Annotated in this window: 24 protein-coding genes; 13 read left to right on the forward strand and 11 right to left on the reverse strand. The window is 48.9% G+C overall.

Going from position 1 to position 24008, the window contains the following annotated elements:
* Positions 1 to 12 precede the first annotated feature (12 nt).
* Genes ACTTHR_RS01725 through ACTTHR_RS01745 form a run of 5 tightly spaced genes read left to right on the forward strand, consistent with a single transcriptional unit; the run spans position 13 to position 3921 of the window.
* Positions 13 to 1566: an acyl-CoA carboxylase subunit beta gene (locus tag ACTTHR_RS01725; protein ID WP_004332160.1), complete on the forward strand. Its 1554-nt coding sequence runs from the start codon at positions 13 to 15 to the stop codon at positions 1564 to 1566.
* A gap of 22 nt (positions 1567 to 1588) precedes the next feature.
* The gene (locus ACTTHR_RS01730) at positions 1589 to 2065 is read left to right on the forward strand and encodes an OadG family protein (protein WP_442604958.1); all 477 of its coding nucleotides are present in this window, start codon (positions 1589 to 1591) and stop codon (positions 2063 to 2065) included.
* A 7-nt stretch (positions 2066 to 2072) separates the two neighbouring features.
* On the forward strand, positions 2073 to 2264 hold the full coding sequence (locus ACTTHR_RS01735; protein WP_004332205.1) for a hypothetical protein: 192 nt from the start codon (positions 2073 to 2075) through the stop codon (positions 2262 to 2264).
* Between the two features lie 33 nt (positions 2265 to 2297).
* Positions 2298 to 2723, forward strand: coding sequence for a biotin/lipoyl-containing protein (locus ACTTHR_RS01740; RefSeq protein WP_004331992.1), 426 nt, complete (start codon positions 2298 to 2300; stop codon positions 2721 to 2723).
* Between the two features lie 37 nt (positions 2724 to 2760).
* Positions 2761 to 3921: a sodium ion-translocating decarboxylase subunit beta gene (locus tag ACTTHR_RS01745; RefSeq protein WP_442604959.1), complete on the forward strand. Its 1161-nt coding sequence runs from the start codon at positions 2761 to 2763 to the stop codon at positions 3919 to 3921.
* 99 nt (positions 3922 to 4020) lie between these two features.
* Here ACTTHR_RS01745 and ACTTHR_RS01750 read toward each other — a convergent pair whose 3' ends face one another.
* Positions 4021 to 4404, reverse strand: a complete 384-nt coding sequence (locus ACTTHR_RS01750) for a hypothetical protein (RefSeq protein WP_314824702.1) — start codon at positions 4402 to 4404, stop codon at positions 4021 to 4023.
* Between the two features lie 217 nt (positions 4405 to 4621).
* Here ACTTHR_RS01750 and rplS point away from each other — a divergent pair, with 217 nt between their 5' ends.
* Positions 4622 to 4987 carry a 50S ribosomal protein L19 gene (rplS, locus tag ACTTHR_RS01755; RefSeq protein ID WP_004332247.1) on the forward strand — a complete coding sequence of 122 codons (366 nt, stop codon included), beginning with the start codon at positions 4622 to 4624 and terminating at the stop codon, positions 4985 to 4987.
* 165 nt (positions 4988 to 5152) lie between these two features.
* Here rplS and ACTTHR_RS01760 read toward each other — a convergent pair whose 3' ends face one another.
* The 3 genes from ACTTHR_RS01760 to miaB are packed head-to-tail and all read right to left on the reverse strand — an operon-like array spanning position 5153 to position 9888.
* Positions 5153 to 7804 (reverse strand): leucine-rich repeat protein, encoded by a 2652-nt coding sequence (locus ACTTHR_RS01760; RefSeq protein ID WP_442604960.1) that lies wholly within the window; start codon positions 7802 to 7804, stop codon positions 5153 to 5155.
* Positions 7805 to 7825: 21 nt separating this feature from the next.
* Entirely contained in the window at positions 7826 to 8485 is a 660-nt protein-coding gene (locus tag ACTTHR_RS01765) for a trimeric intracellular cation channel family protein (protein WP_004332262.1), read from the reverse strand.
* A gap of 14 nt (positions 8486 to 8499) precedes the next feature.
* Positions 8500 to 9888: a tRNA (N6-isopentenyl adenosine(37)-C2)-methylthiotransferase MiaB gene (miaB, locus tag ACTTHR_RS01770; protein ID WP_442604961.1), complete on the reverse strand. Its 1389-nt coding sequence runs from the start codon at positions 9886 to 9888 to the stop codon at positions 8500 to 8502.
* A 443-nt stretch (positions 9889 to 10331) separates the two neighbouring features.
* On the opposite strand from miaB, the gene ACTTHR_RS01775 reads away from it, so the two are divergent.
* The 7 genes from ACTTHR_RS01775 (at position 10332) to ACTTHR_RS01805 (ending at position 17872) form a co-directional block, all read left to right on the forward strand.
* Positions 10332 to 11819, forward strand: coding sequence for an acetyl-CoA hydrolase/transferase family protein (locus ACTTHR_RS01775; RefSeq protein WP_442604962.1), 1488 nt, complete (start codon positions 10332 to 10334; stop codon positions 11817 to 11819).
* A gap of 29 nt (positions 11820 to 11848) precedes the next feature.
* Positions 11849 to 13459: a phosphoenolpyruvate carboxykinase (ATP) gene (gene pckA / locus ACTTHR_RS01780; protein WP_442604963.1), complete on the forward strand. Its 1611-nt coding sequence runs from the start codon at positions 11849 to 11851 to the stop codon at positions 13457 to 13459.
* A 198-nt stretch (positions 13460 to 13657) separates the two neighbouring features.
* Positions 13658 to 14293, forward strand: a complete 636-nt coding sequence (locus ACTTHR_RS01785; RefSeq protein ID WP_442604964.1) for a hypothetical protein — start codon at positions 13658 to 13660, stop codon at positions 14291 to 14293.
* 490 nt (positions 14294 to 14783) lie between these two features.
* The gene (locus tag ACTTHR_RS01790; protein ID WP_311140921.1) at positions 14784 to 15320 is read left to right on the forward strand and encodes a phosphoribosyltransferase; all 537 of its coding nucleotides are present in this window, start codon (positions 14784 to 14786) and stop codon (positions 15318 to 15320) included.
* On the forward strand, positions 15320 to 15892 hold the full coding sequence (locus ACTTHR_RS01795; RefSeq protein ID WP_004332243.1) for an adenylate kinase: 573 nt from the start codon (positions 15320 to 15322) through the stop codon (positions 15890 to 15892). Before ACTTHR_RS01790 ends, ACTTHR_RS01795 begins: the two co-directional genes overlap by 1 nt.
* 17 nt (positions 15893 to 15909) lie before the next feature.
* Positions 15910 to 17088 (forward strand): GTPase ObgE, encoded by a 1179-nt coding sequence (obgE, locus tag ACTTHR_RS01800; RefSeq protein ID WP_442604965.1) that lies wholly within the window; start codon positions 15910 to 15912, stop codon positions 17086 to 17088.
* Positions 17089 to 17179: 91 nt separating this feature from the next.
* Entirely contained in the window at positions 17180 to 17872 is a 693-nt protein-coding gene (locus ACTTHR_RS01805; RefSeq protein WP_442604966.1) for a B3/B4 domain-containing protein, read from the forward strand.
* Positions 17873 to 17889: 17 nt separating this feature from the next.
* Here ACTTHR_RS01805 and ACTTHR_RS01810 read toward each other — a convergent pair whose 3' ends face one another.
* From ACTTHR_RS01810 to gldM, 7 genes are all read right to left on the reverse strand, one after another.
* Positions 17890 to 18474: a DUF3575 domain-containing protein gene (locus ACTTHR_RS01810; RefSeq protein ID WP_442604967.1), complete on the reverse strand. Its 585-nt coding sequence runs from the start codon at positions 18472 to 18474 to the stop codon at positions 17890 to 17892.
* Positions 18475 to 18782: 308 nt separating this feature from the next.
* A complete protein-coding gene (locus ACTTHR_RS01815) occupies positions 18783 to 19367 on the reverse strand; it encodes a hypothetical protein (protein ID WP_442604968.1) in 585 nt (194 codons plus the stop codon).
* A gap of 131 nt (positions 19368 to 19498) precedes the next feature.
* Positions 19499 to 20083 carry a hypothetical protein gene (locus ACTTHR_RS01820; protein WP_442604969.1) on the reverse strand — a complete coding sequence of 195 codons (585 nt, stop codon included), beginning with the start codon at positions 20081 to 20083 and terminating at the stop codon, positions 19499 to 19501.
* A gap of 50 nt (positions 20084 to 20133) precedes the next feature.
* Positions 20134 to 20739, reverse strand: coding sequence for a chromate transporter (locus tag ACTTHR_RS01825; RefSeq protein ID WP_442604970.1), 606 nt, complete (start codon positions 20737 to 20739; stop codon positions 20134 to 20136).
* A 21-nt stretch (positions 20740 to 20760) separates the two neighbouring features.
* Positions 20761 to 21318, reverse strand: a complete 558-nt coding sequence (locus ACTTHR_RS01830; protein WP_442604971.1) for a chromate transporter — start codon at positions 21316 to 21318, stop codon at positions 20761 to 20763.
* 11 nt (positions 21319 to 21329) lie between these two features.
* Entirely contained in the window at positions 21330 to 22445 is a 1116-nt protein-coding gene (gene gldN, locus ACTTHR_RS01835) for a gliding motility protein GldN (RefSeq protein WP_442604972.1), read from the reverse strand.
* Between the two features lie 6 nt (positions 22446 to 22451).
* The gene (gene gldM, locus ACTTHR_RS01840; protein ID WP_442604973.1) at positions 22452 to 24005 is read right to left on the reverse strand and encodes a gliding motility protein GldM; all 1554 of its coding nucleotides are present in this window, start codon (positions 24003 to 24005) and stop codon (positions 22452 to 22454) included.
* Between the last annotated feature and the right edge of the window lie 3 nt (positions 24006 to 24008).

A 24008-nucleotide genomic window follows, 5' to 3' on the forward strand; every position in this document is an offset into this window, starting at 1 on the left:
AGAGATAATCATATGGGTCAACAATTAGAAAAAACGAGAGAACTGATCGCTAAGCGCGAAGAGGCTCGCCTCGGCGGTGGCGAAAAGCGCATCGAAGCACAGCATGCCAAGGGTAAATACACCGCTCGAGAGCGCATTGCTATGCTACTAGACGAGGGTAGTTTTGAAGAAATCGATATGTTTGCCCTCCATCGCTCTACCAATTTTGGTTTGGACAAAAAGAAGTTTTTTGGCGATGGCGTAGTAGTGGGGAGTGGTACCATAGATGGGCGACTCGTATATATATTCGCACAAGACTTTACCGTATTGGGTGGAGCCTTGGGAGAAATGCTCGCACAGAAGATCTGTAAAGTGATGGATCTTGCCATGAAGGTGGGCGCACCTGTAATCGGACTTAACGACTCGGGTGGTGCACGCATTCAGGAGGGAGTAAACGCCCTCTGTGGCTTTGGCGAAATCTTCGAACGCAATATCCTCGCCTCGGGTGTGATCCCCCAAATCTCGGGAATCTTTGGCCCTTGTGCCGGTGGTGCCGTGTATTCTCCTGCTCTTACAGACTTTAATATAATGGTGCGTGGTACGAGCTACATGTTCCTCACGGGACCAAAAGTGGTAAAGACCGTAACGGGCGAAGATGTAACCCAAGAGGAGCTTGGTGGAGCTGATATACATGCCGGCAAGAGCGGTGTGGCTCAGTTTGCCGTAGATACCGAAGAGGATGGTATCCAGCTTATCCGTCGCCTCTTGAGCTATCTCCCCCAAAATAACATGGAAGAGGCACCTCTCGTAGAGTGTACCGACCCTGTAGATCGTAAAGAAGATCTCCTCAACGAGATTATCCCCGATGAGCCCAACCGTCCCTACGATATGTACGAAGTGATTGGGGCTGTGGTGGATAATGGAGAATTCCTTGAGGTACATGCCGATTACGCTCGCAACATTATTGTGGGTTTTGCACGCTTTAATGGTATGAGTACTGGTATTGTAGCCAACCAACCTCAGGTGATGGCCGGTAGCTTGGATAGCAACTCGTCTCGCAAGGCAGCTCGCTTTGTTCGCTTCTGCGACGCTTTCAATATCCCTATTGTTACCCTCGTGGATGTACCGGGCTTCCTCCCGGGTACGGGGCAAGAGTACAATGCCGTAATTGCACATGGGGCTAAACTCCTTTATGCTTATGGCGAGGCTACCGTGCCCAAGGTAACAGTAACTCTTCGCAAGGCGTATGGTGGGGCTTACATTGTAATGGGTTCGAAGCACATGCGTAGCGACCTAAACTACGCTTGGCCTAGTGCAGAAATTGCCGTGATGGGGCCCTCGGGTGCGGTAGAAGTAGTCTTCTCTAAAGAAGTGGCTGCCGCAGAAGATCCTGCTAAGGCTGCCCTAGAGAAGGAAGAAGAATATCGTCGTGCCTTTGCCAATCCCTATACGGCGGCATCGTATGGTTACCTCGACGATGTGATCGAACCACGCAATACGCGCTTCCGCATCATTCGGGCGTTGGAGCAACTCCGCACTAAGCGTCAGAGCCTCCCCGCCAAGAAGCACGACAACTTGCCTCTTTGATCGATTCCTTTCCACAGAGATTATGCAAGTAAATCGCTTACTAAGACGTTGCTCTATACTAGCCTCGGCGATAGTCCTTTCGAGCCTATCGCTGCTGGCTCAGAGCGAGTCTAAGGCTAATGAACTTCTCGCAGAAGACCCCTCTGGCATTGTGATGACCATCACGGCTATGCTCGTGGTTTTCTTTGGCCTCGCCGTGCTTTATCTATGCTTTAAGGGGGTAGGGAAATTTTCGCAACACCTCTCGGCACGTAATAGAAGGCGTGAAAATGCTCCTAAGAAAGTGGTAGCTCCTACCCAAAAAAATGGAATGTCTCCCGAGGTTGCCGTAGCTATTGGTATGGCTCTCTATGAGGCTGCCGGTGGTATGCACGACCAAGAAAGTGGTCTGATAACCATCACGCATACACAGTCTCACGCCCCCTCGGGTTGGAGCAATAAGGCCTTTAATCAGCGCGTCTCGGGGGTACCTCGTCGCGCCTCAGTTGCCGGAAGATAATATTATTATGAAACAAACTCCTACCACTCCCTCTCCAGAAGTGCTTGCCGCAATTGGCTTGGCTCTTACGGAGTCTCTTGCAGATTACATGCACGATACTACGGATATGCGCCTTACCATACGGAGACCCTCTGTCGCGTCAGCTTGGGCACTTAAAAGTCAGATCGTGCGTAGCGTTCCCTCCATCAAGGAGCATTGAAATTATTATTAGAGAGATAGACAACTCTGCAAAATGAAAGAATTCAAATACAAAATCAACGGCAATGAGTATGCCGTTAAGCTCAATAAACTCGAAGAAAAAGAGGCAGAAGTAGAGGTAAATGGCACTACCTACCAAGTAGAGCTGCTTACCGAGAAAAAAGAAACTCCCCGTCCCGTAGTGAAGCGAGTAACCCCGGTGGTTTCGGCTCCTAAGGCTTCGGCTCCCTCTGCCGGTGGCGGTAGCAAGGGCGGTATCAAGGCTCCACTACCAGGGGTAATCCTTGATGTGGTAGTACAAGTGGGCGACGTAGTAAAACGTGGTCAGAAAGTAGCTGTGCTAGAGGCTATGAAGATGGAAAACAACATCAATAGCGACCGCGAAGGTAAGGTGCTCGAAGTAAAAGTACAAAAAGGAGAGTCGATACTCGAGGGTACAGACATTGTGGTGATTGGGTAAGATCACCTCTCAGTATAAATAAAACGTAACAACAATCATGGGTTTCGGTAGTTTCCTCGTCGATAATCTTGAGACTTTCCTCTCCTTTACAGGTTTTGCCAATGCAACCACAGGGCACTGGGTGATGCTGGCTGTAGGGCTTCTCTTCATTTTCCTAGCCGTTCGCTACGAATTTGAGCCCCTACTACTCATCCCTATTGGCTTTGGTATGCTCATCGGCAATATCCCATTTAAGGATGCAGGTCTGCAGATCGGTATTTACGAAGAGGGCTCTGTGCTCAATATCCTCTACCAAGGGGTGCGGCAGGGCTGGTATCCTCCTCTTATTTTCTTGGGCATCGGAGCGATGACCGACTTCTCGGCTCTTATCTCCAATCCCAAGCTCATGCTCATTGGGGCGGCAGCGCAGTTTGGTATCTTTGGGGCTTATATGCTTGCTCTTCTTTGGGGCTTTGCTCCCAGCGAAGCAGGGGCTATTGGTATCATCGGTGGGGCAGACGGGCCTACGGCTATCTTCCTTTCGTCTAAGCTCGCCCCTCATTTTATGGGAGCTATTGCGGTATCTGCCTACTCCTATATGGCATTGGTACCGATTATTCAGCCCCCCTTCATGCGCCTTCTTACCACAAAGAAGGAGCGTTTGATACGAATGAAGCCTCCGCGTGCCGTCTCTAAAACAGAGAAGATTATCTTCCCCATTGTAGGCCTTTTGCTTACAACCTTCTTGGTACCTTCGGGGCTTCCTCTTTTGGGTATGCTCTTCTTTGGTAATTTGCTCAAGGAGAGTGGTGTGACCAAACGCCTTGCCGATACGGCCAAGGGTCCCCTTATCGACACCATTACCATCCTACTTGGGGTAACGGTTGGGGCCTCAACGCAAGCAACGGAGTTCCTAACGCTCAATTCGATTAAGATCTTCGGGCTGGGTGCTCTCTCCTTCGTAATTGCCACCTGTGCGGGAGTGCTCTTTGTAAAGGTGATGAATCTTTTCTTGAAGAAAGGGAGCAAAATCAATCCTCTTATTGGTAATGCCGGGGTATCGGCAGTGCCCGACTCGGCTCGAATCTCTCAGATCCTAGGGCTTGAGTACGACCCCACCAACTACCTGCTCATGCATGCCATGGGTCCCAACGTAGCCGGGGTTATCGGATCGGCTCTTGCCGCCGGGGTGCTTTTGGGCTTCCTCGGTACAAACTAAGCTTTGAACCTATTATATAAGGGAAACCCTCTCTTACCACTTGCGGTAGGAGAGGGTTCTTTTTTATCACCTATGGGAGAAGGTGAGGAGGCTGTTTCTCTACTGCACTCCAACAGAGATGCCTACTCCATTATTTGAAATGTGCTTGTACACGATTTGTTCCTCGCCCTGCTCCACGGCTATAAGTCTGCCATTTCGAAAAACAAGTCGTTGGTTAGCATAGATGTGAGCTGCGCTTTTATCCCACTCATTCATCAGTGTCTTGAAGTAAAGGACTTCTATTTCCGAACCATCCTTGTCAAGGTGCTTGGCAACCTTTACGGGGCGCAAACGCGTTTGTTTATAGACTTGTTCGCGGGTCATGCCAAGCTTTGCTCTAGAGAAGGTGTACGAGTCCGATAGACTCAATAGCGTGCTACAGCTAGTTAGCAGTAGGGAGGAGGCAAAAAAGCCTCCAAGGATAATAGATTTAATTTTGCTCATGTTGTTTGGTTGTATTTCTATTTTAATCCTTTCGCAAAAATAGTTGTTTCTCTCCGTTTGTTGTTCCTAGTAGGTGAATTATTTGGTTGGAATGTTGTACCTTTGCAGGGCTTTGCGCAATCTCTGGCGAGACGATGGGTTTCCCTGATTGGGGCACTTCTTCTGCAGCTCGTTACATTGCGTTTGGTAAGAGTACTAATTAAAAAAGAAAGAGTGTATGGACTTCATTAAGTTGGTCAACGACGAATTTAAGTCGGGTAAAGAGCATCCTAAGTTTACCGTTGGGGATACTATTACTATTGAGTATCGCATCAAAGAAGGTAACAAAGAACGTATCCAGAAGTATCGTGGAACGGTTATTTCGTTCCGTGGCCATGGTGAGAAGCGTCGTTTCACCGTTCGCAAGATTTCTGGCGAAGTAGGTGTAGAACGTATCTTCCCTTACGATAGCCCCTTTATCGAAAACATCACAGTAGAAAAGCATGGTAAGGTGCGTCGTGCTAAGTTGTACTACCTCCGTGATCGTATGGGTCGCGCAGCACGTATCAAAGAACGCCGCAAACTTTCTGCCAGCGTTAAGTAAAGACTCTCTCCCCCAGCTGAGGGAAAGAAGACTTTTCGGAGCCGCCTAAGGAGCAATCCTTGGGCGGTTTCTTTTTATCCGAAGGGGAGGTCGGGATAGAGAAAGCCCCCTGCGCTCACAAGGTCGGAGGGCAGAGGGCTTGGTAGTACTGCTCAAGGAGCCGTCTTAGGGTAGTAGGATGAGTTGGCTATTCTTTCCTACACTCAGGAGGTAAACCCCGTTGGGTAGCTGTGCCGTGTCTATTGGGTTGCTACCTGTTTGTAGAGAGCCTTGCAGAAGCATTTCCCCATCTGTAGAGAAGATCGAGAATGAAGAGCTTTGTGATGTGTAGAGCTGCAAGGTGCGTCCTTCGAGGCTAATTTGGAAGAAATCCGAGGCAGGAGATGAGAGAGCCGTAGAGGCTTTGATTGTGAATCTCTTCCAAGGTTCAGCCGCTTTATAGGCTTCTACGGAGGCTTCGGGAACAAAAAGTTCGCAGCGGGAATAGTCCATCGTTTTACCAAAAACATCTTCTCCAAGTTTTATGTCAGAGGGATTTACAACATCTAGGGTCAGCTGATAAAGCGAGGTGTTCTCAAAAGCCATGAGTTTAATCTCACGGATAGAAGCAGGAAGATGTGCCTTAGATACGCCTTTGCAGTCGGCAAAAGCAGCTCCATTGATGGTCTCTATGCCATTGGGAATTACCACTTCGCCCCTGAAAGTATTGGGTACGTAGTAGATCGTTTTCCCATCTTTGCTGAGGAGCATCTCGTCCTTTACTTCAAATAGAGAGCCCTCGGGAAGGGTGAATTTAATAGCTGTGCTACGGAAGGCCCCATTGGCAATCTTCTTAACCTTTTGGGGTATTGTAAGAGTCTTTAGTGCCGTACATCCTTGGAACGAAAATGCGCCGATTGTCTCTAGGTTTTCGGGTAGTGTTACGCTCTTGAGGGCATAGTCTCCGAGGAATGTTCCATAGTCTACTTCGGAGATTCCATTGCCGAGGGTGGCCGTCTGGAGGGCCGTGCAACCTTGGAACGCAAACATGCCAAGGGTCTCTACGGCATCGGGGAGCTCAATTTGCGTTAGTGCAGAGCAGTTCTCAAAGGCACTCATGCCGATAGAGATAACGCTATCGGGGATAGTTATAGAGGTGAGCGATTTACAATCCTTGAATAGCGAGTCTCCAAGTTCTTCTATCTCACTAGGAAGTGTAATGCTAGCGAGCGAGCTACAGCCTTCGAAGGTAGAAGCTCCAAGATCTGTGATGCCATCGTGCAGTGTGAGAGTCTGAAGGGATGTGCAGTTCTTGAAGTTACTGCCGTTAAACTCAGTAAGACCTTTTGGGAGCATTACTTGGTTTAGATGAGCACAACCTTCGAAGCAATTAGCGCCTAGAGAGCTAATCTCTCCCGTTGCTTTGAAGGAGGATAGTGTAACATTCCCCTTGAAGCTCTCGGTAGGGAGCTCGTCTTCGGGATATTTTTTGACTCCGGCAATGGGGCCGCCATCCCCTCGATAGGCTTCGATCTTTACCTCTTCGAGAGTCAGTTCGTTGAGTTTGGAGAGCTGGCGGAGGGCGGCAAAGTCACGAGCATCAAGCGAACCTTTTAGTGTGAGTTTACTCACCGATTGTTTATGATCTTCGGAGAGTTGCGAGGCGAGTGAGCCTGCCGTTGCCACGCTCAAGGTGAGAGCTGTGGGGTCAATTGGCTGTGCCTCGGTAAGTTGGATAGGGGTATTTAGGATACAACGAACGGAGTAGCCCATAAACTTATCTTCGAAGAAGAAGTTTGCCACCTTCTGATCCCAGAATAGTCTGAAGAACTCGCCCTTGGTGGCTTCATAGTCACTCTGTGTACAACTCCAGAGGTAGGCTTGAAGCCCCTTGCCCGAATAGCCGTTGAAATACTTACTCGTAGAGGTGCTACCGAAGGGCTTAATGTCGAGTTGAGATAGGTTGTTCCCCACCACAATGTCTTCCGGTTTGCCTGTGGGCGAGTGGGTCCAGCCCTCCTTGCTCTTGAGCATCTCTCCGGCGGTTAGAGAGAGGATTGAGGGATTGTCGTACTCATCGGGCATAAATCCGTTGGGATCAAGGTATTTGACAACAGCCCTCCAATCATCGGCGGAGGGAACCTGCCAGCCCTTAGGCGCGAGTGGCGTTGTAGTCTCAGTTACGGCATACCAGTTATAGAGTGCGCCCATTGCTGCGCGGTTAGAGGCGTCGCCATCGTAGTAAGTTACGGCCGGAGCCTTTGTGGCTTCCCACTCTTTCTTGTCAAGGCCGGTCTTGATGGGAGTACCATCTTGGAATAGGGCGGTGCGTAGGTTTTCGCGCATCCATATTTTATTCCCGAGTTTTACTAGAGCATAAGTTTCCATCTCGTCTCCACGTTTATCCTCTAGGATATAGGGGCGTAGGGTGGCATCTTTTGCATCGGGTATAGGGGTATAACCGCATTGACCATCTTGGGAAATAAAGAACCCGTCTCGCCCCGTTTGATCAAAAAGGTCGGCGGTGACAGTTCCATCTTCCAAAAATTTAATTATCCCAACTTCGCCTAGTACAATATAGGCTTGAGAGAAGTCTATTGTACGATCTGCTTTGGGGAGGTAAACGAGTTGCATGATCTTTGCTTTCCCATTGAGTACAACACACTCTCTAGAGAGTAGGGCAACCTCTTTGTTGCCGTCAAGCACGAGTTGAAGATTGCTCTGTGCGAAGGCGTTTTCGTCCAAGGGCGTGAGTTTGATCTGTGCCAAGGATTGTTGGCTACTACAGAGAACTGTAATAAAACTCACGAGGAGTAAAAGGATTTTTTTGTTACTCATAATAAAGGGGATATGGGTTGATTATTTCTTAGATGTTGGGTCGTCTAGATGGGGTTTTAGCGCGGGGATACTCCAGTGGAAGTGCGCTGCAAGGATTCGCAAGATCATTACGGTGAGGGCTGTTGCCGCTTGGGCAACAGGGGCAGACCAACCCAAGTATAGTATGCCAAGGTAGACAAAAGAGCCTATCACGCAAGCCATGGCGTAGAAGTCGTTACGGAAGATCAGGGGGACTTCGTTGATAAGAATGTCTCGTAATATCCCGCCAAAAGAGCCTGTTACAGTACCCATTACAGGGGCAATCCACCAAGGTAGTCCGGCATGCAAACTCTTGGCAACGCCTACGGCCGTGAAGAGCCCCAAGCCGATAGCGTCGAAGATAAATACGGTGTTATTGATCCGCACGAGCCAATGGCGGAGCACTATGGTAACAAATAGCGCTAGGGTGGCAATGAGTATATAAGAGGGCTCTATCATCCAAAAGACGGGGAGGTCGAGCATAACATCGCGGATAGTGCCTCCACCAACGGCCGTTACAAGTCCGATAACAAACGCGCCAAACCAATCGAATCTGTGGGCGGCAGCCAGACGGGTTCCACTGATGGCAAAGGCAAAGGTGCCGAGGTAATCTGCCCAGCGGACAAACTCTGTAATACTATGCTCGGAGATGGAAATGCTCATAACCAAAAGCGAGTTTAGGGTGTGTTAGGTAACTCTTCTTGGGGCAAATGTACCTCTTTCCCCAGCAATGTGGCACTTGTGGCATCGTGTATTTCTACGACTACGAATTGCCCAATACGAGCCTGCTCTTTGGGGAATACTACCACTTTATTCTGTGATGTACGCCCGAAAAGCTCTTCTCGAGATCGCTTACTCGTGCCCTCCACGAGTACCTCAAATTGCTTCCCAATATCACGTTTGTTGGAGGCGAGACTGAGTTCGTTTTGTAATGCAATCATCTCATTGAGACGACGTATCTTGGTCTCCTCGGGCACGTCGTCTTGGAGGTGTTTGGCTGCGAATGTGCCGGGGCGTTCGCTATACTTAAACATGAAAGCACTATCGAAAGCGACCTCTCGCATCAGTCGTAGCGTCTCTTGGAAGTCCTCTTCGCTTTCGCCACAAAATCCGCAAAACATGTCAGTGCCGATGCTGCAATCGGGCATGGCCTCTCGGATGGCTCGCACGCGATCGAGGTACCATTCTCGGGTATAGCCGCGTTTCATTTGCTTGAGGATATGGTTGCTACCACTCTGTACGGGTAGATGTATTTGCTTGCAGATATTGGGATAACGAGCCATTACGGCAAGGGTCTTGTCGCTCATGTCTTTGGGATGAGGGCTTGTAAATCGGATGCGCATCTTGGGGGCGCGCTCTGCTACGGCTTGCAATAAATCTGCAAAGTCGAATGGAGGGACATCGGGTGTTGCAGCCTCTCTTCGGTACGAATTTACATTCTGTCCGAGGAGGGTTACTTCCCGGTAGCCCAGCTCTACCATGTGATCAATCTCTCGCAAAATGCTCTCTACCTCACGGCTTCGCTCGTGTCCGCGAGTGTAGGGAACGATGCAATAGGTGCAGTAATTGTCGCATCCACGCATGATGGACACAAAGCCGGTAATATGTAGCCCTGCGAGCTTGAGCGGAATTACATCTCGGTAGGTCTCTGTGCGAGATAGATCTATGTTTATTGCTTTCTCCCCTGTTTCTACGGCAGCGAAGAGGTTGGGGAGATCGTTGTACGCATCGGGACCTGCCACAATGTCGGCGCCATGCTTCTCTATCAGTTCTTGCCGCACACGCTCTGCCATGCAGCCCAGCACTCCTATTATAGAGGGTTTGCCATGTTTGCGGCGGAGTTGATTGTAATGCTCAAGTCGGTTGAGAACTTTTTTTTCGGCGTTCTCTCTTACACTACAAGTATTAATAAGAATGGCATCTGCATTGTCGGGAGAGTCGCTCATTTCATAACCCGCAGTTTCCATGATTGCGGCAACGACTTCGGAGTCTGCCACGTTCATTTGGCAACCATAGGTCTCTATATGGATCTTCTTTGTAGTCTGGAGAGATTCGTCTTTTTGCATTTTGAAAGACAGCTTATGGGTAGTGTTATTATTATTTTACGAAAGGATTCTTTTTTAGAGAAATTCCGTTGCTGGTTTATAGAAAGTTATTACCTTTGCAGCGGAAAAGTAAGATTTTTCATAGTTAAGGTTTTGGTTATGTCGAAAGGGTGAGCTGGGAAGTTCGCCCTTTTGATCGCTATACGAAAGAACCTTTGGATGTCTTTTCGAGATAGAAAACCTGAAAGAAATAGAACAAAATGCCATGTTTTGGCCCTCCGATAGGGCCCAAAGAGAAAATAATTGGCCTTGGATAGAGAGCCTTTGCTGAATACTATGTATCTTTGAGTGCTCATATTCGGCTACAAATGTACGAAAGAGAGCGCATAGAAATAGAATATAGCTACTAAGAGAGTGGCTAAAAAAGTTTTCCCGTGGGGAGACATATAGGAAAGTATCAGACTATGGAGAAAAAAAAGATGACTGCCCAAGAAGCGGCAGCATTCGTTCAAGATGGTTTTAATGTGGGCTTTGGTGGTTTTACCCCTGCCGGATGCCCCAAGGTAGTACCCGCAGCAATTGCCGAACGTGCTGAGGCAGAGCATAAAGCGGGGCGTCCCTTTTCAATCGGAGTTTTTACGGGAGCTTCCACAGGTGACCGCCTAGATGGTATGCTTGCACGTGCCAAGGCGGTGCGTTTTCGTGCTCCCTATCAATCTAATAAAGACCTTAGATCCCTTATCAATTCTGGGGAAACAGACTATACAGATTTGCATTTATCCTCTCTTGCGCAAGACCTGCGTTATGGGTTTTATGGGGATATCGATGTTGCCATTGTAGAGGCTGCAGAGGTTACTCCCGAGGGGGAAATCGTTCCTACTTCGGGTGTGGGGATTTTGCCCACTATATGCCGCTTGGCAAAGAAAATTATCGTAGAGCTCAACGATCGTCATCCGGCGGCAATTCGGGGTATGCATGATATTGCAGAGCCTCTTGATCCCCCCTGTCGCAAAGAATTACCCATCTACAAACCCAGTGATCGGGTAGGGCGACCTTTTATTAAGGTAGATCCCGATAAAATAGTGGCTATTGTGGAGACGAGTGAACCCAACGATGAGGGGAGTTTTACCCCTCTCGATGATGTGACTAAGGCTATTGGCGAAAATGTTGCTCGCTTTTTGCATGACGAATTAGTAGCCGGGCGCATTCCCAAAGAGTTCCTCCCAATCCAAAGTGGAGTGGGCAATGTGGCAAATGCCGTGCTTGGCTCTTTGGGCGATAATGAGGGTATTCCTACTTTTGATGTTTACACAGAAGTGATACAAGACTCGGTAATCGAGCTGATGAAAAAGGGGCGCGTTCGCTTTGCCAGTGGTTGCTCTCTATCGGTAAGTCGCTCTGTAATCCAAGAAATATACGGCAATCTCGACTTCTTCAAAGACAAGTTGTTGCTTCGCCCTGTAGAGTATTCTAATAATCCCGAGATTGTGCGCCGTCTTGGTGTTATCACGATCAATACCGCCCTCGAAGCCGACATCTTTGGGAATATTAACTCTACCCACGTAAATGGGACCCGTATGATGAACGGGATTGGTGGCTCGGGAGACTTTACGCGCAATGCCTACCTTTCCATCTTCACAACGCCCTCCACGGCAAAAGATGGCAAGATCAGTGCCTTCGTGCCCATGGTGTCGCATCTCGACCACAGTGAGCACTCTGTGAAGGTAATCATAACAGAATATGGGATTGCCGACTTACGAGGTTTGTCTCCTCGCAAGCGTGCTCGTTGTATCATAGACAACTGTGTACATCCCGATTATCGACCCCTACTTAACGAATATCTAGAGCGTACGAAAAACGGACAGACCCCACACGACCTCAAGGCTTGCTTCGCCTTCCACCATGCTATTGCCGAGAAGGGCGATATGCGTTTGGCTGACTTCGACAAATAAAACAATTCTCAATTTATAAAAATCAGATTATGAGTAAAATAGATCTTAGCAAGTACAATATCCTCGATCCCGTAGAAGTATTGTATAACCCCTCCTATGACACGCTTTTTGCCGAGGAGATGAAACCTGAGCTTACGGGCTATGAAAAGGGACAACTTACCGAGTTAGGAGCTGTTAATGTGATGACCGGTGTCTACACAGGGCGCTCTCCCAAGGACAAATTCTTTGTGCTGGATGATACCACTCGCGATACTATTTGGTGGACGAGTGATGAGTACAAGAATGATAATAAGCCCATCTCTCCTGCGACTTGGACGGAGCTCAAAAAGATTGCTACCAACGAGCTTTCCAATAAACGGCTCTTTGTTGTAGATGCATTCTGCGGTGCTAATGAGAATACACGCCTCAAACTTCGTTTCATTATGGAGGTGGCTTGGCAAGCTCACTTTGTGACGAATATGTTCATTCGCCCCACAGCCGAGGAGCTAGCCAACTTTGGCGAACCCGACTTTGTGATCTTGACCGCCTCCAAAGCTAAGGTGGATAATTACAAGGAGCTTGGCTTGAATAGCGAAACGGCAGTGGTGTTTAACCTCACCGAAAAGATGCAGATCATTCTCAATACTTGGTATGGGGGTGAAATGAAGAAGGGTATGTTCAGCTACATGAATTACCTCAATCCGCTAAGTGGACGTGCTTCTATGCACTGCTCTGCCAATACGAGCCAAGATGGCAAAGAGACGGCTATCTTCTTCGGTCTCTCGGGCACGGGTAAGACAACGCTCTCTACAGATCCCAAGCGCAAGCTCATTGGCGACGACGAACACGGCTGGGACGATGATGGCGTTTTCAACTACGAAGGTGGTTGCTATGCCAAGGTAATTAACCTGAGCAAGGAGAGCGAACCCGACATTTACAATGCGATTCGTCGTGATGCCTTGCTCGAGAACGTAACCGTAGATGCCAACGGCAAGATTGACTTTAGCGATAAGAGCGTAACGGAGAATACCCGCGTTTCTTACCCGATCTACCATATTGAGAATATCGTTAAGCCTGTTTCAAAGGCAGGGCATGCGACCAAGGTAATTTTCCTCTCGGCTGATGCATTTGGGGTATTGCCTCCGGTTTCGATCCTTACTCCCGAGCAGACGCAATACTATTTCCTCTCTGGTTTTACGGCAAAGCTCGCAGGTACGGAGCGTGGCGTTACGGAGCCTACGCCTACTTTCTCTGCCTGCTTCGGAGCCGCTTTCCTCTCCCTCCATCCTACAAAGTACGGGCAGGAGCTTGTAAAGCGTATGAATGCTGTTGGAGCTAAAGCGTATCTTGTAAATACGGGTTGGAATGGAACGGGCAAGCGTATCTCTATCAAGGATACGCGTGGTATCATAGATGCGATTCTCGATGGCTCTATAGATAAGGCTCCCACCAAGGAGATCCCCTACTTCCGTTTTGCCGTTCCCACAGAGCTTCCCGGGGTAGATTCTAAAATCCTCGACCCTCGCGATACATATGCAGATGCCTCCGAGTGGGATGCTAAGGCACGCGACTTGAGCGAACGTTTCATCAAGAACTTTACCAAGTTTACCGGTAATGGAGCCGGTAAGGCGCTTGTAGAAGCTGGTCCAAAGCTGGACTAAAGGTTTCTCTTATATCCTCTTAGGATTCTCCCCAATTACCCTTTTTGCTAAGGGTGATTGGGGATTTCTATTTTCTTTATCGGGGCTTTAGTAGGCTCAAAAAGAGGAGGTTTCTCGTCTTTTCTGCTCTGTAGAGGGGGTACTCCACTTTCTTTTTTTTATCTTTGCAGTAGTTTTACTGATAAAAACAAGAATAAAATGATGAAGAAATTATCTGTTTTAGGAGTAAGCGCAGTGGCTTTGTTGCTCTCTGCTTGTAATGCAATCTCTAGTGTTGTAGGCGTTCCTACGGATACTAAAGAGACATGGGAAAAAGTGCAAGGAATCATCGAAGAAAAGGTGGATGCTAGCAAATTTAAGCTTGTTAGTCTAGATCTCGGTAGAGATTCTCGTCCGGGCAAGGAGTTGGACAACGATCTTTATTCTTGTTCGGTAGTGATGGTGGATAAGGATGGAGCTGCATGGCATCAAGTTTTCTTTGTAGATGGATCTGCAAGCAACCTTTCTGCATATACAACATATACAGAGGAACCCAATTTTTCTGAGATCCCCGCAGTTGACGTAAAGGGCATCTCTCCGGAAACCTATGCAAAGCAGATCGAGGATGCCAAAAAAATAATTGAAGCAGAAGGTCTCAAGTTCCACTGTGTAGACTCTTATTCGATTGATAATGTAACGGAAATGAGTAGATGTCGCTTCGTTTTGCATGTTACTGAGAAAGAAGCGAAGACCGTGAGTAATGCCGGACGCACATCCATTGAATACTACGAAATTCCTTTTCTCGTTTCAGAACAGGGCGTAGTTTCAATTGATGAGGATAGGGTATTGATCTAAATCTTAGATTAAGAATTAGATTTTCTTCTCTCCCTCTTCGTCCTATAACGAGAGGGGATAAAGGGAGTCTTTCCGAGGACGTGCAAAGTGGCTCTTGTGGAGCTACGACTTTGCCGGCGGAGAGACTCCCTTTTTTTATCCCTAGGAGAGGGAGGATACATAGTTTGGGGGTGAATAGATACGGGGGATCCTCATTGTGAGTCGCTGGCTGGAGGGAAATTTTTTCTTGCCCAAAAAGTCTTCCCTTTTTTGCCCAAGAATAAAAAAGTTTTAGCCTGAGAAATCTGAGGATTTCAGCCTAAAACGACCCAACATTTAGGGCAGTAATTTTTTTATTTCTACCCAATGGGAAAAGCCCCCTTGGGGATGAAGAGCTCTTTCTCAGACGGTTTTTTACCCTTTTTCTCCCTCTTCTCTCGGAGAAAACATCTGAGAAACGAAGAGGATTGAACGGAATAAGCTAACTTTGTCCCATAAGAACGAGATTCGTATGGAAGATATAGAGCTTTACGGAAGGGTATTTGCACCTTACATTACTTATCGCGAGATTGATGCTGCCATCCAACGTATGGCAGAAGAGATACGGGTAGATATGGAAGGCAAAGATCCTCTCTATGTAGTGATCATGAATGGTGCCTTTATGTTTGCCTCTGAGTTGCTGAGTTACATCGGCACAGAGCACGAGGTCGCGTTTGCTCGCTATTCGTCATATCAAGGGACGCAGTCTACCTTCAGCCTTAAGGAGGTAATGCCCGTTAGTACCCCCCTCAAGGGGCGTCATGTTGTGATCTTGGAGGATCTTATCGACTCCGGTTACACGATGCAAAATGTAAAGGCTCTATACCTTGATGAGGGAGCCGTAGAGGTGCGTATTGCTGCCATGCTCACAAAGCCCAAGGCGCTAATGTGCGATATAAAAGCGGACTATGTAGGGCTTGAGATCGACAACGATTTTATTGTAGGGCATGGCTTAGACTACGATGACAGAGGGCGTATGCTCCGAGATATTTACAAACTCAAAGAGTGATGATAAACCTAATCTTATTTGGAGCCCCGGGGTCGGGCAAGGGTACTCAGAGTGCCAATTTGGTACAGCGTTATCAGTTAATGCATGTATCGACCGGAGATATTCTCCGTGCAGAGATTAAGGCAGAGACAGAACTGGGTCTGAAGGCTAAGACTTTGATAGAGGCCGGTCACTTAGTCCCCGACGAAGTTATCATTGGAATGATGGAAGACCTTGTAGCTTCGCATCCCGACGTAAAAGGTTTTGTCTTCGATGGCTTCCCTCGTACGGTGGCTCAAGCCCAAGCCCTCGATCTTTTGCTACAGCGTCACCAGACCAAGGTGAGTGCCATGCTAGAGCTTTCTGTGCCCGATGAGATGGTGATAGAGCGTTTGCTCCTCCGCAAAGAGAAGGAAGGGCGCAGCGACGACAACATCGAAACCATTAATCATAGGCTTAAGGTTTATCGCACGCAGACAGCTCCTGTCTCCGAGTATTATGCTCAGCAGGGCAATCTCCATTTGGTCGATGGTACAGGTAGAGTAGAGGAGATCTCCGAGCGTCTCTACCAAATTATTGACAAACTCGCTTAGGCGACTGCTGAGGGTAGATGGCAGAGAGCAATTTTGTAGACTATGTGAAGATCTACTGCCGCTCGGGTAAGGGCGGTAGAGGTTCGGCACACTTCCGCCGCGAAAAATATATCCCCAAAGGTGGACCTGATGGGGGAGATGGAGGTAATGGCGGGAGTATTTATATTCGTGCCAATCGCAACTATTGGACGCTTCTTCACTTGCGTTTCAATCGGCATATATATGCCCCGAGTGGCGAGAGTGGTGCCGGTGCTCTCAAAACCGGCTCTTCGGGTAGCGATGTGATAATAGAGGTACCTCTCGGCACCTCCGTATATGACGCCACAACGGGGGAGTTTATCCTTGATGTTACGCGCCACGAAGAGCAGAAGCTCCTCCTTAAGGGGGGGCGTGGAGGGAAGGGAAATTCCTTCTTCAAAAATGCTACCAATCAGGCTCCCCGCTTTGCACAACCCGGCGAACCGGCACAGGAGCGTGAGATCATCTTGCAGCTCAAGACCCTCGCCGATGTCGGGTTGGTTGGCTTGCCCAATGCCGGTAAGTCTACGCTTTTGAGTGCCATAACAGCGGCTAAACCCAAGATTGCCGATTATCCCTTTACCACCCTTGTTCCTAATCTCGGTATTGTTAGTTATAGGGACAATCGCTCCTTTGTAATGGCAGACATCCCCGGTATCATCGAGGGTGCTGCAGAGGGAAAAGGGTTAGGACTCCGCTTCCTTCGCCACATTGAACGCAACTCTATACTCCTATTTATGATCCCTATTGATACGGAGCATATCTATCGGGAGTATGAAGTCTTGCTTGCCGAGTTGCTCAAGTACAATCCGGGGTTGGGCACTAAGCGTCGTCTCCTGGCGATTACCAAATGCGACTTGGCCGACGACGAATTGATCGAGATGGTTCGTGAAGAAATTCCTCAAGAGCTACCTCATGTTTTCATCTCGGCAGTGGCACAACGTGGCCTCACAGAACTAAAAGACCTGCTCTGGCAAGAGCTCAATCGTGAGATGCCCTACGACAATACAGAGCTGGTACGCGAGGCTATGCAGGTAGAGACGCTCCACGACGATGATGCTCTTTACAATAAAGAGGGGGCTATTGAGTGGCTAGAAGACGACGAGGACGACGAAGACGAATTGCTTGATATTGAGTGGGACGATGAGGTGAAAGATGAGCTAGGACTCAACGATTAACCCGCCCTCCTCAGGTCTAAATCCTTACGAAAGTACTACATATCCATAGCTGCAAACCTATTGGGGTAGCTATGATTTTATCTAAACTTTTATGCGACACCATGTATCCATAGCCTCTGACTTTGCTCGGCTTTGTCCCCATTTTTCCATGGCAATAATTGAGGCAAAGGTCTCTAATATGCCTACAGACCACCTGCTCAAAATGGAGATGGATAGGCTCATGGCACAAGTGGTTCTCACCACGCAACTTGACAAGATAAAGGAGATGCCTACCATCCATTATACGAGAGCAGCTTACAAACTCTGTGGCAAAGATCCCAATCGCTACCGGCCGGCTGCCGAGCAGTTGCGCCGACGTATTGTCAAAGGCTTGGGGTTGTATTGGGTCAATCAGCTTGTCGATTTGGGCAATATCGTCTCCATAGCTACGGGGTATTCACTTGGAGTCTTTGATGCCGATACGCTACAAGGGGATATAACATTGCGTATTGGCTCTGCCGAAGATCACTTCGAGGGGATTGGCCGTGGCGTACTTAACGTGCAAGGGTTGCCCATTTACGAAGATGCTTTAGGTACTTTTGCGACCCCTACAAGCGACTCAGAGCGCAGCAAAGTAGAACTATCTACTCGCAACGCTCTGATCTTTATCAATAATTATGTACCCCAAGAGGAGGGAGGAGACGCCCTTCTGCAAGAGGCAAAAGAGCAAACTGTCGAACTACTCCGGCGGTTTGTACGAGCAACGGATATCGACTCTACAACTGTTGCTAGCCGCTCGGTGTAGCGACCAAATTTGCCGGACTAGAGGCTGTAGGCAATCCTTACAGATAGTTCCGGAATAGCTGCCGGACTCAGTAGAGAGTAGTAGGCTATCCCCCATTCTCCCCCTCCGACTGACCGATTATCGGGACCAAAAGGAAAGGCTAGTTTTAGGCCTGCCTCAGCGCCCAAGTACCAACGTCCGCTATTCCCTATAGGGCGTAAGAATCCGCATCCTACTCCCCCGCCGGCATAATAGGGCTTGCCTAATGCTGTGGTGGTGCCAAAGAAGGAACCCGCCACAGCCTTTACTTGAGCGTAAAACCCTGACCCAAAAGTTCCCGAGAAGTAGTATCTTGCCATGGGAGAGATGGCTATGTTAGGCATTTCCAAAAGCCAGAGGTGCGTTGTAAGATCGGCACCGAGAGAAAATTTGGGAGAGAGCGCACGTTCGACCCCTAGGTTAATTCCAAAAAGAAGGTGCTGAGGTGCGGTACTTATAAGGGTCTGGGGGACACCGCTTTTTGTGTCACTTTTTTGTTGTGCAAGGCTAGGAGCGATAGAGGCCAAAAGAGCGGCTCCGCAAAGCATTGCGTGGTAGAGCCAATGGTGTTTTCTGTTCATCATTGTTTTGATAGTTAGTGTGTTGTTAGTTTTATTTTGTTGTAGAGTCGAGACTAAATAAGGGCGTAGTAAAGTGACTATCCGATATCTCCTACAAGTAAGATGTGGAGGATCGGGTGCACCCATCGCCTAAGTGCAGGCGTGAAGATAGTGGAAAGTTGTGACATGCTACGCAAATAGGGGGATTCCCCTATACAACAATCATATCTCCATTTCTATGACTTATCATTGTCAAACCTCCTTCTGCAAGAGGAAAAAGAGCAGACTATTGAACTACTCTACCGCTCGGTGTAGAGAACTAAATTGCCGGACTAGAGGCTGTAGGCAATCCTAATAGATAGTTCCGGAATAGCTGCCGGGCTTAGTAGAGTGTAGTAGGTTATCCCCCAGTCTCCTCCTAAGGCTGGACGATCTCCTCCGTCACCAAAGGGAATGGCTAGCTTGACCCCGCCATCGATGCCCAGGTGCCAACGCCCGGTTTTCCCTACGGGGAGTAAAAATCCGAAGCCTACTCCCAGACCCGCATAATAGGGAGCGTCTAATGCTGTAGTGCCAAAGAAGTAGCCCGCCACAGCCTTTGCCCGAGCGTAAATCCCCGAGCCTACAGTGCCCGTGAAGTAGTATTTAGCCATGGGAGAGATCGCTATGTTGGGCATTTCCAAAAGCCATAAGTGAGCTGTGAGATCGGCACCTAGAGAAAGTTTGGGAGAGAGGGAGCGTTCGAGCCCTAGGTCAAATCCAAAAAGAAGGTGCTGAGGTGCCGTACTTACAAGGACTAGAGGTCCCTTGCCTTTTGTGTCACTTTTTTCTTGTGCAAGACTGGGAGCGATAGCGGCCAAAAGGGCGGCTCCACAAAGGATTGTATGGTAGAACCAATGGCATTTTCTGTTCATCATTACTTTGATAATTAGTGTGTTGTTGGTGTTTTTTTTGTTGTAGATCCGAGACCAGCTAGGCGTAGTACAGCAATGAATATCGGCTATACAATGGTTGCTTATTGCTTGGTATAGAGAACTAAATTGCCGGACTAGAGACGGTAGGCGATCCTAATAGATAGTTCCGGAATGGATGCAGGGCTTAGCAGAGTATAGTAGGGCAACCCCCATTCTGTTCTTACGGCTGGCCGGTTTTCTTCGTAACCAAAGGGAAGGGCTAGCTTGACCCCGCCATCGATGCCCAGGTGCCAACGCTTGGTTTTCCCTATGGGGAGTAAAAATCCGAAGCCTACTCCCAGACCCGCATAATAGGGAGCGTCTAATGCTGTAGTGCCAAAGAAGTAGCCCGCCACAGCCTTTGCCCGAGCGTAAATCCCCGAGCCTACAGTGCCCGTGAAGTAGTATTTAGCCATGGGAGAGATCGCTATGTTGGGCATTTCCAAAAGCCATAAGTGAGCTGTGAGATCGGCACCTAGAGAAAGTTTGGGAGAGAGGGAGCGTTCGAGCCCTAGGTCAAATCCAAAAAGAAGGTGCTGAGGTGCCGTACTTACAAGGACTAGAGGTCCCTCGCCTTTTGTGTCACTTTTTTGTTGTGCAAGGCTAGGTGCGATAGAGGCAAAAAGGGCGGCTCCGCAAAGGATTGCGTGGTAGAGCCAATGGTGTTTTTTGTTCATCATTGTTTTGATAGTTAGTGTGTTGTTAGTTTTATTTTATTGTAGAGTCAAGACTAAGCGAGGGCGTAGTAAAGCAACCACCCTGCACCTCCTGCAAGTAAGATGAGGAGGATCGGGTGTACCCATCGCCTGAGTGCGACTACAAAGGTAACAGCAAATAGTAAAAGACTACGCAAATCAGGGAAATTGTCTCGCACTACAATCGCCTCTCTATTCCCATGGTTTATCCATTGCCAAACGCCCTCTGCGTGAATAGAGAGTAGCAGAGCTGCTGAGGCAATAAGCCCAACAGAGGCGGGGCGGATACCCACAAAAGCCGCTTCCACCCATCGGTTTTGTCGAAAACGTGAGAACGCCATGGAGATGAGCATCACCAAAATAAAGGAGGGGAGTGAGACGGCCAAGGTGGCCACAATAGCCCCGAGGATAGAACCCGTAGCCGTGTAGCCAATATAGGTGGCACTGTTGATGCCGATGGGACCCGGTGTAACTTGGCTCAGCGCCACTATATCCGTGAATTGTTGCTCCGTGATCCAGCCTTGCTTTACCACTACTTCGTCTTGTACAAGAGAGAGCATGGCGTAGCCCCCTCCGAAGCCGAAGAGTCCAATTTTGGTATAAGTCCAAAAAAGCTGTAGGTAGAGAAGTAGGGTAGTCATACTCTTTTGCTAGGCTCAACCTTACTTCTGTTGCTTTAGTTTGCGCTTGAGCCCTTCTCGATAAAGTATCCCCAACCCTCCCGATACTAGGATAATTAAGATAGGAGAAACTCCAAAAAACCAAACCAAGAGAGCCGTAAGAATAGGCACAATGAGCCACCTGTTGGATAGGCGCATGGTACGCCAAGTGGTATAAACCGGTACAGCAATAAGGGCGACAACCGCAGGGCGAATCCCTTGCATTATAGCCGCAATATGGGGATTGCTCTTAGCACTCTCGAAGGTAAAAGCAAGTAGTAGAATAATGACAAAAGAGGGGAGAATAGTCCCGAGAGCGGCAATGGTGCCACCCCGCTTTCCCGCAAGGCGGTAGCCCACAAAGATGGATATATTGACTGCAAATACCCCGGGGAGCGATTGGGCAACGGCAAATAGGTCGATGAACTCTTCGTGAGAGAGCCATTTGTGCCGCTCTACTACATCCCTCTCTATGAGGGGCAACATGGCGTACCCTCCCCCAAAGGTGAAGCTACCTATACGCAAAAAGGTAGTGAAGAGGGAGAGGAGAAGAGAACGCATAGAGGGCGAGGCTAGAAGCGTCCTCGCGCACTTCGCTTGCTGCTGCTCGTTGCCTTAGCCGGTTTTGCTGCTTTGGCAGCCTTTGGAGCCTTGGGTGTTTTCTCCTTGCTTTTTTGGCGGCGAGCTCGTGCCGTATTATCTTGTACTGTAGTGGTTTGAGTGTTGTCTTTCCTCTCTGTCGTTACCTCTTCGGGAGCATCAGTTTGGGGCGTTTGCATCCAAAGACCTACCTCAAAACTTTTTAGCTCCTGCTCAATGCGTTGCTGCTCGCTGCGGAGAGAGTCCGGCGTGGGGCAGTATTGAGCGAGAGCCTTACCAAGCCTGTTTTGTGTTTTGTAGATACCTCCGTTGTATAGCCTCATGCGGAAGTAATTGTCGAGTGTAGAGGTGGTGGCGTTATTGATGTCGCTCAGCATTACAGGCTGCATGGCCAGGTAGGGGCGGATGCTTTCGTAGGTAACCCAAAAGAGGGGATACTTAAGCGGCTCCTCGGCGTCGCCCGTATCGTGCATTACAGGGCAGAGGGCAATTACTTTGGTATCGATGGTGCTCCGGATGGGATCGAAGTAATATTCTTCTTTCAAGAAGTAGCTTTTTACAAGTTCGGAGGGTATATCGGCTTCGGCTACCACGTAGCGCGCATTCCCTTCTCGGCTGGCATCTTCTTCGAATAGGATACCAAATCGATCTAGAAAGTCGGAGAAGTTGAGTTTGTGTTTAGCGTCGAAGGCTTCGTATCCGTCCGTATAATCGAAAACTTCGATAGCCCCTTTGTTCACAAGTCTAAAGAGTGTAGAGAAGAGGTTCTGCTCAGTCTCGGTGGGGCGAGGAGGGTAGTAGAGAGCAGCATTCTCGGCACTATCGAGGTTGACTTCTCGGTAGATGACCCGCTTCCAAGGGGCGTTGCTGCTATTCTTCTCTAGCCGTTGGTTTAGTTCAGATGCACGTGCACTCAGACCATCTTGCTGGGCCTCTTGTTTCTCTTGTTGGGCGCGACGAGAGGTAGTGCTTTTGCGCACAGGGGCGGCTTGTATGGAGTCGTTTTGAGCCCAACTATAGGTGAGGCTCAAAGAGAGAGCTAATAGAGCTGCGGAGAGGTGGCAGGCTATATGATTATAGAACTTCATGCTTATCTACTTAACTATTACTTCAATGGGAGGAATTTTGCGCTCTACGCCGTCGGGACCACGGGCTATCACTTCACTGATGTAGAAGCGTTTGCCACGGGAGAGGGAGCGTATGCGTGAGAGTTGTCGCTCCGAGAATCGATCTCCTTGCCCCACTTCGGGCATGGCATTTCCCATCTGGTCGAAGAAGGTGAGCTGGAAGCGAACTACTGAGTAGGAGACCTCCAATATGTCGTCGTCGATGGCAGCTTTGATTCCACCGGCCTCTAGGAGATCGCGTTTGGCGAGGCTCCCTCCACGGAAGCGTTTGGGTGCTCCGTTGGCATCCTTATACTCAATGTAGGGGAGAGGATCGGGCAGAGAGCGAACTCTCAATCGCTGTTCGGCTACTTTCTTTACACTACCATCCATCCCTCGTGCCGATACACTTATGACGGCTTCTGTACCTACTTTGGCAGGGCGTGCTACCCACTGATTCCCTCGTTTGGTGAGACTTCCATTGCTCATCGTTGCCGATATCGCTTCGCCGGCAACACCGGGCACGGCTATGTTGATGGGGTTGTCTATCCCTGCGTATAGTACGTTCATCAAGGTAGGAGCAATGGAGGCCATGGGAGCTGTGACCGTGTATTCGGAGTTAAACTCATGCTTCTCGAGCGTGCCATCTCCGCGCCGCATTTCGATGAATCCTTTGATGGGGAAAGTGCCCGAAGTGCCGGTTGGTACACTATATACCCCACGGCTTGATGCGGGAAGTTCCTTACCATTGACCACGATACGGGGCTGCTGGGTAGAGTCTACACTGCTCAGTACGATTTGGGCGCGGTAGGTTCCCCCACTCATTACGATCTGACTTTCCGGCACTACTTGTGCCTCTATTTTATTGACACGGAAGTCACCAATATCAATGCTTCGGATAAGTTCGCTCAAAACTTCGCCCTCCACGTTGCGTAGATCCGTCTGAATTTGTGTGAGGAGAGTCACTGCAGCAATGGTAGGCATCCCCTCAAAAAGAGAATTTTCCCAGGGCTGAATCCCTTTCGGAGACGTGGAAAGGATATTTTCCATAGCGCGACGCTTACCGCTGTCGAGCATCATACTCCCGGCCATTTTGCGGAAGTGCTCAATACGAGAGCGTAGCTGTGCTCCCTTGGGATCTAGCGGATTGAGCATAATGGCAGCGGAGGCATTCATATCATCCTTGCGGTCGATATTATTTACATCTCCATCCTTTCCGTCCGTTTTTACAACGATAAGTTGTTTGAGTTCGTCTATAAATTGGTAGAGCGAGTCGGCTGCACTTTGTATCTGTTTGCCCCGAGCAAAAGCCGTGGCTGCCTTGTCCGGATTGTGGTTGTAGGCTAGCTGTAGCTCCATACCGGTGCGATCGTTTCGCTCGGTAGTGGTAGCAAGCATCTGGGCGAGACCTTCTCCCACTTTGTCAAAGCCTGCCAGTACATCCGAAGACACATTGAGGGCTACCATGGCAATGAAGACGAGATACATTAGATTGATCATCTTCTGCCGGTTGCGATTGCCCGAAGATCCTCCCGAAGCCATATT

Source organism: Porphyromonas endodontalis, from assembly GCF_052173515.1.
Classification (GTDB): Bacteria; Bacteroidota; Bacteroidia; order Bacteroidales; family Porphyromonadaceae; genus Porphyromonas; species Porphyromonas endodontalis_A.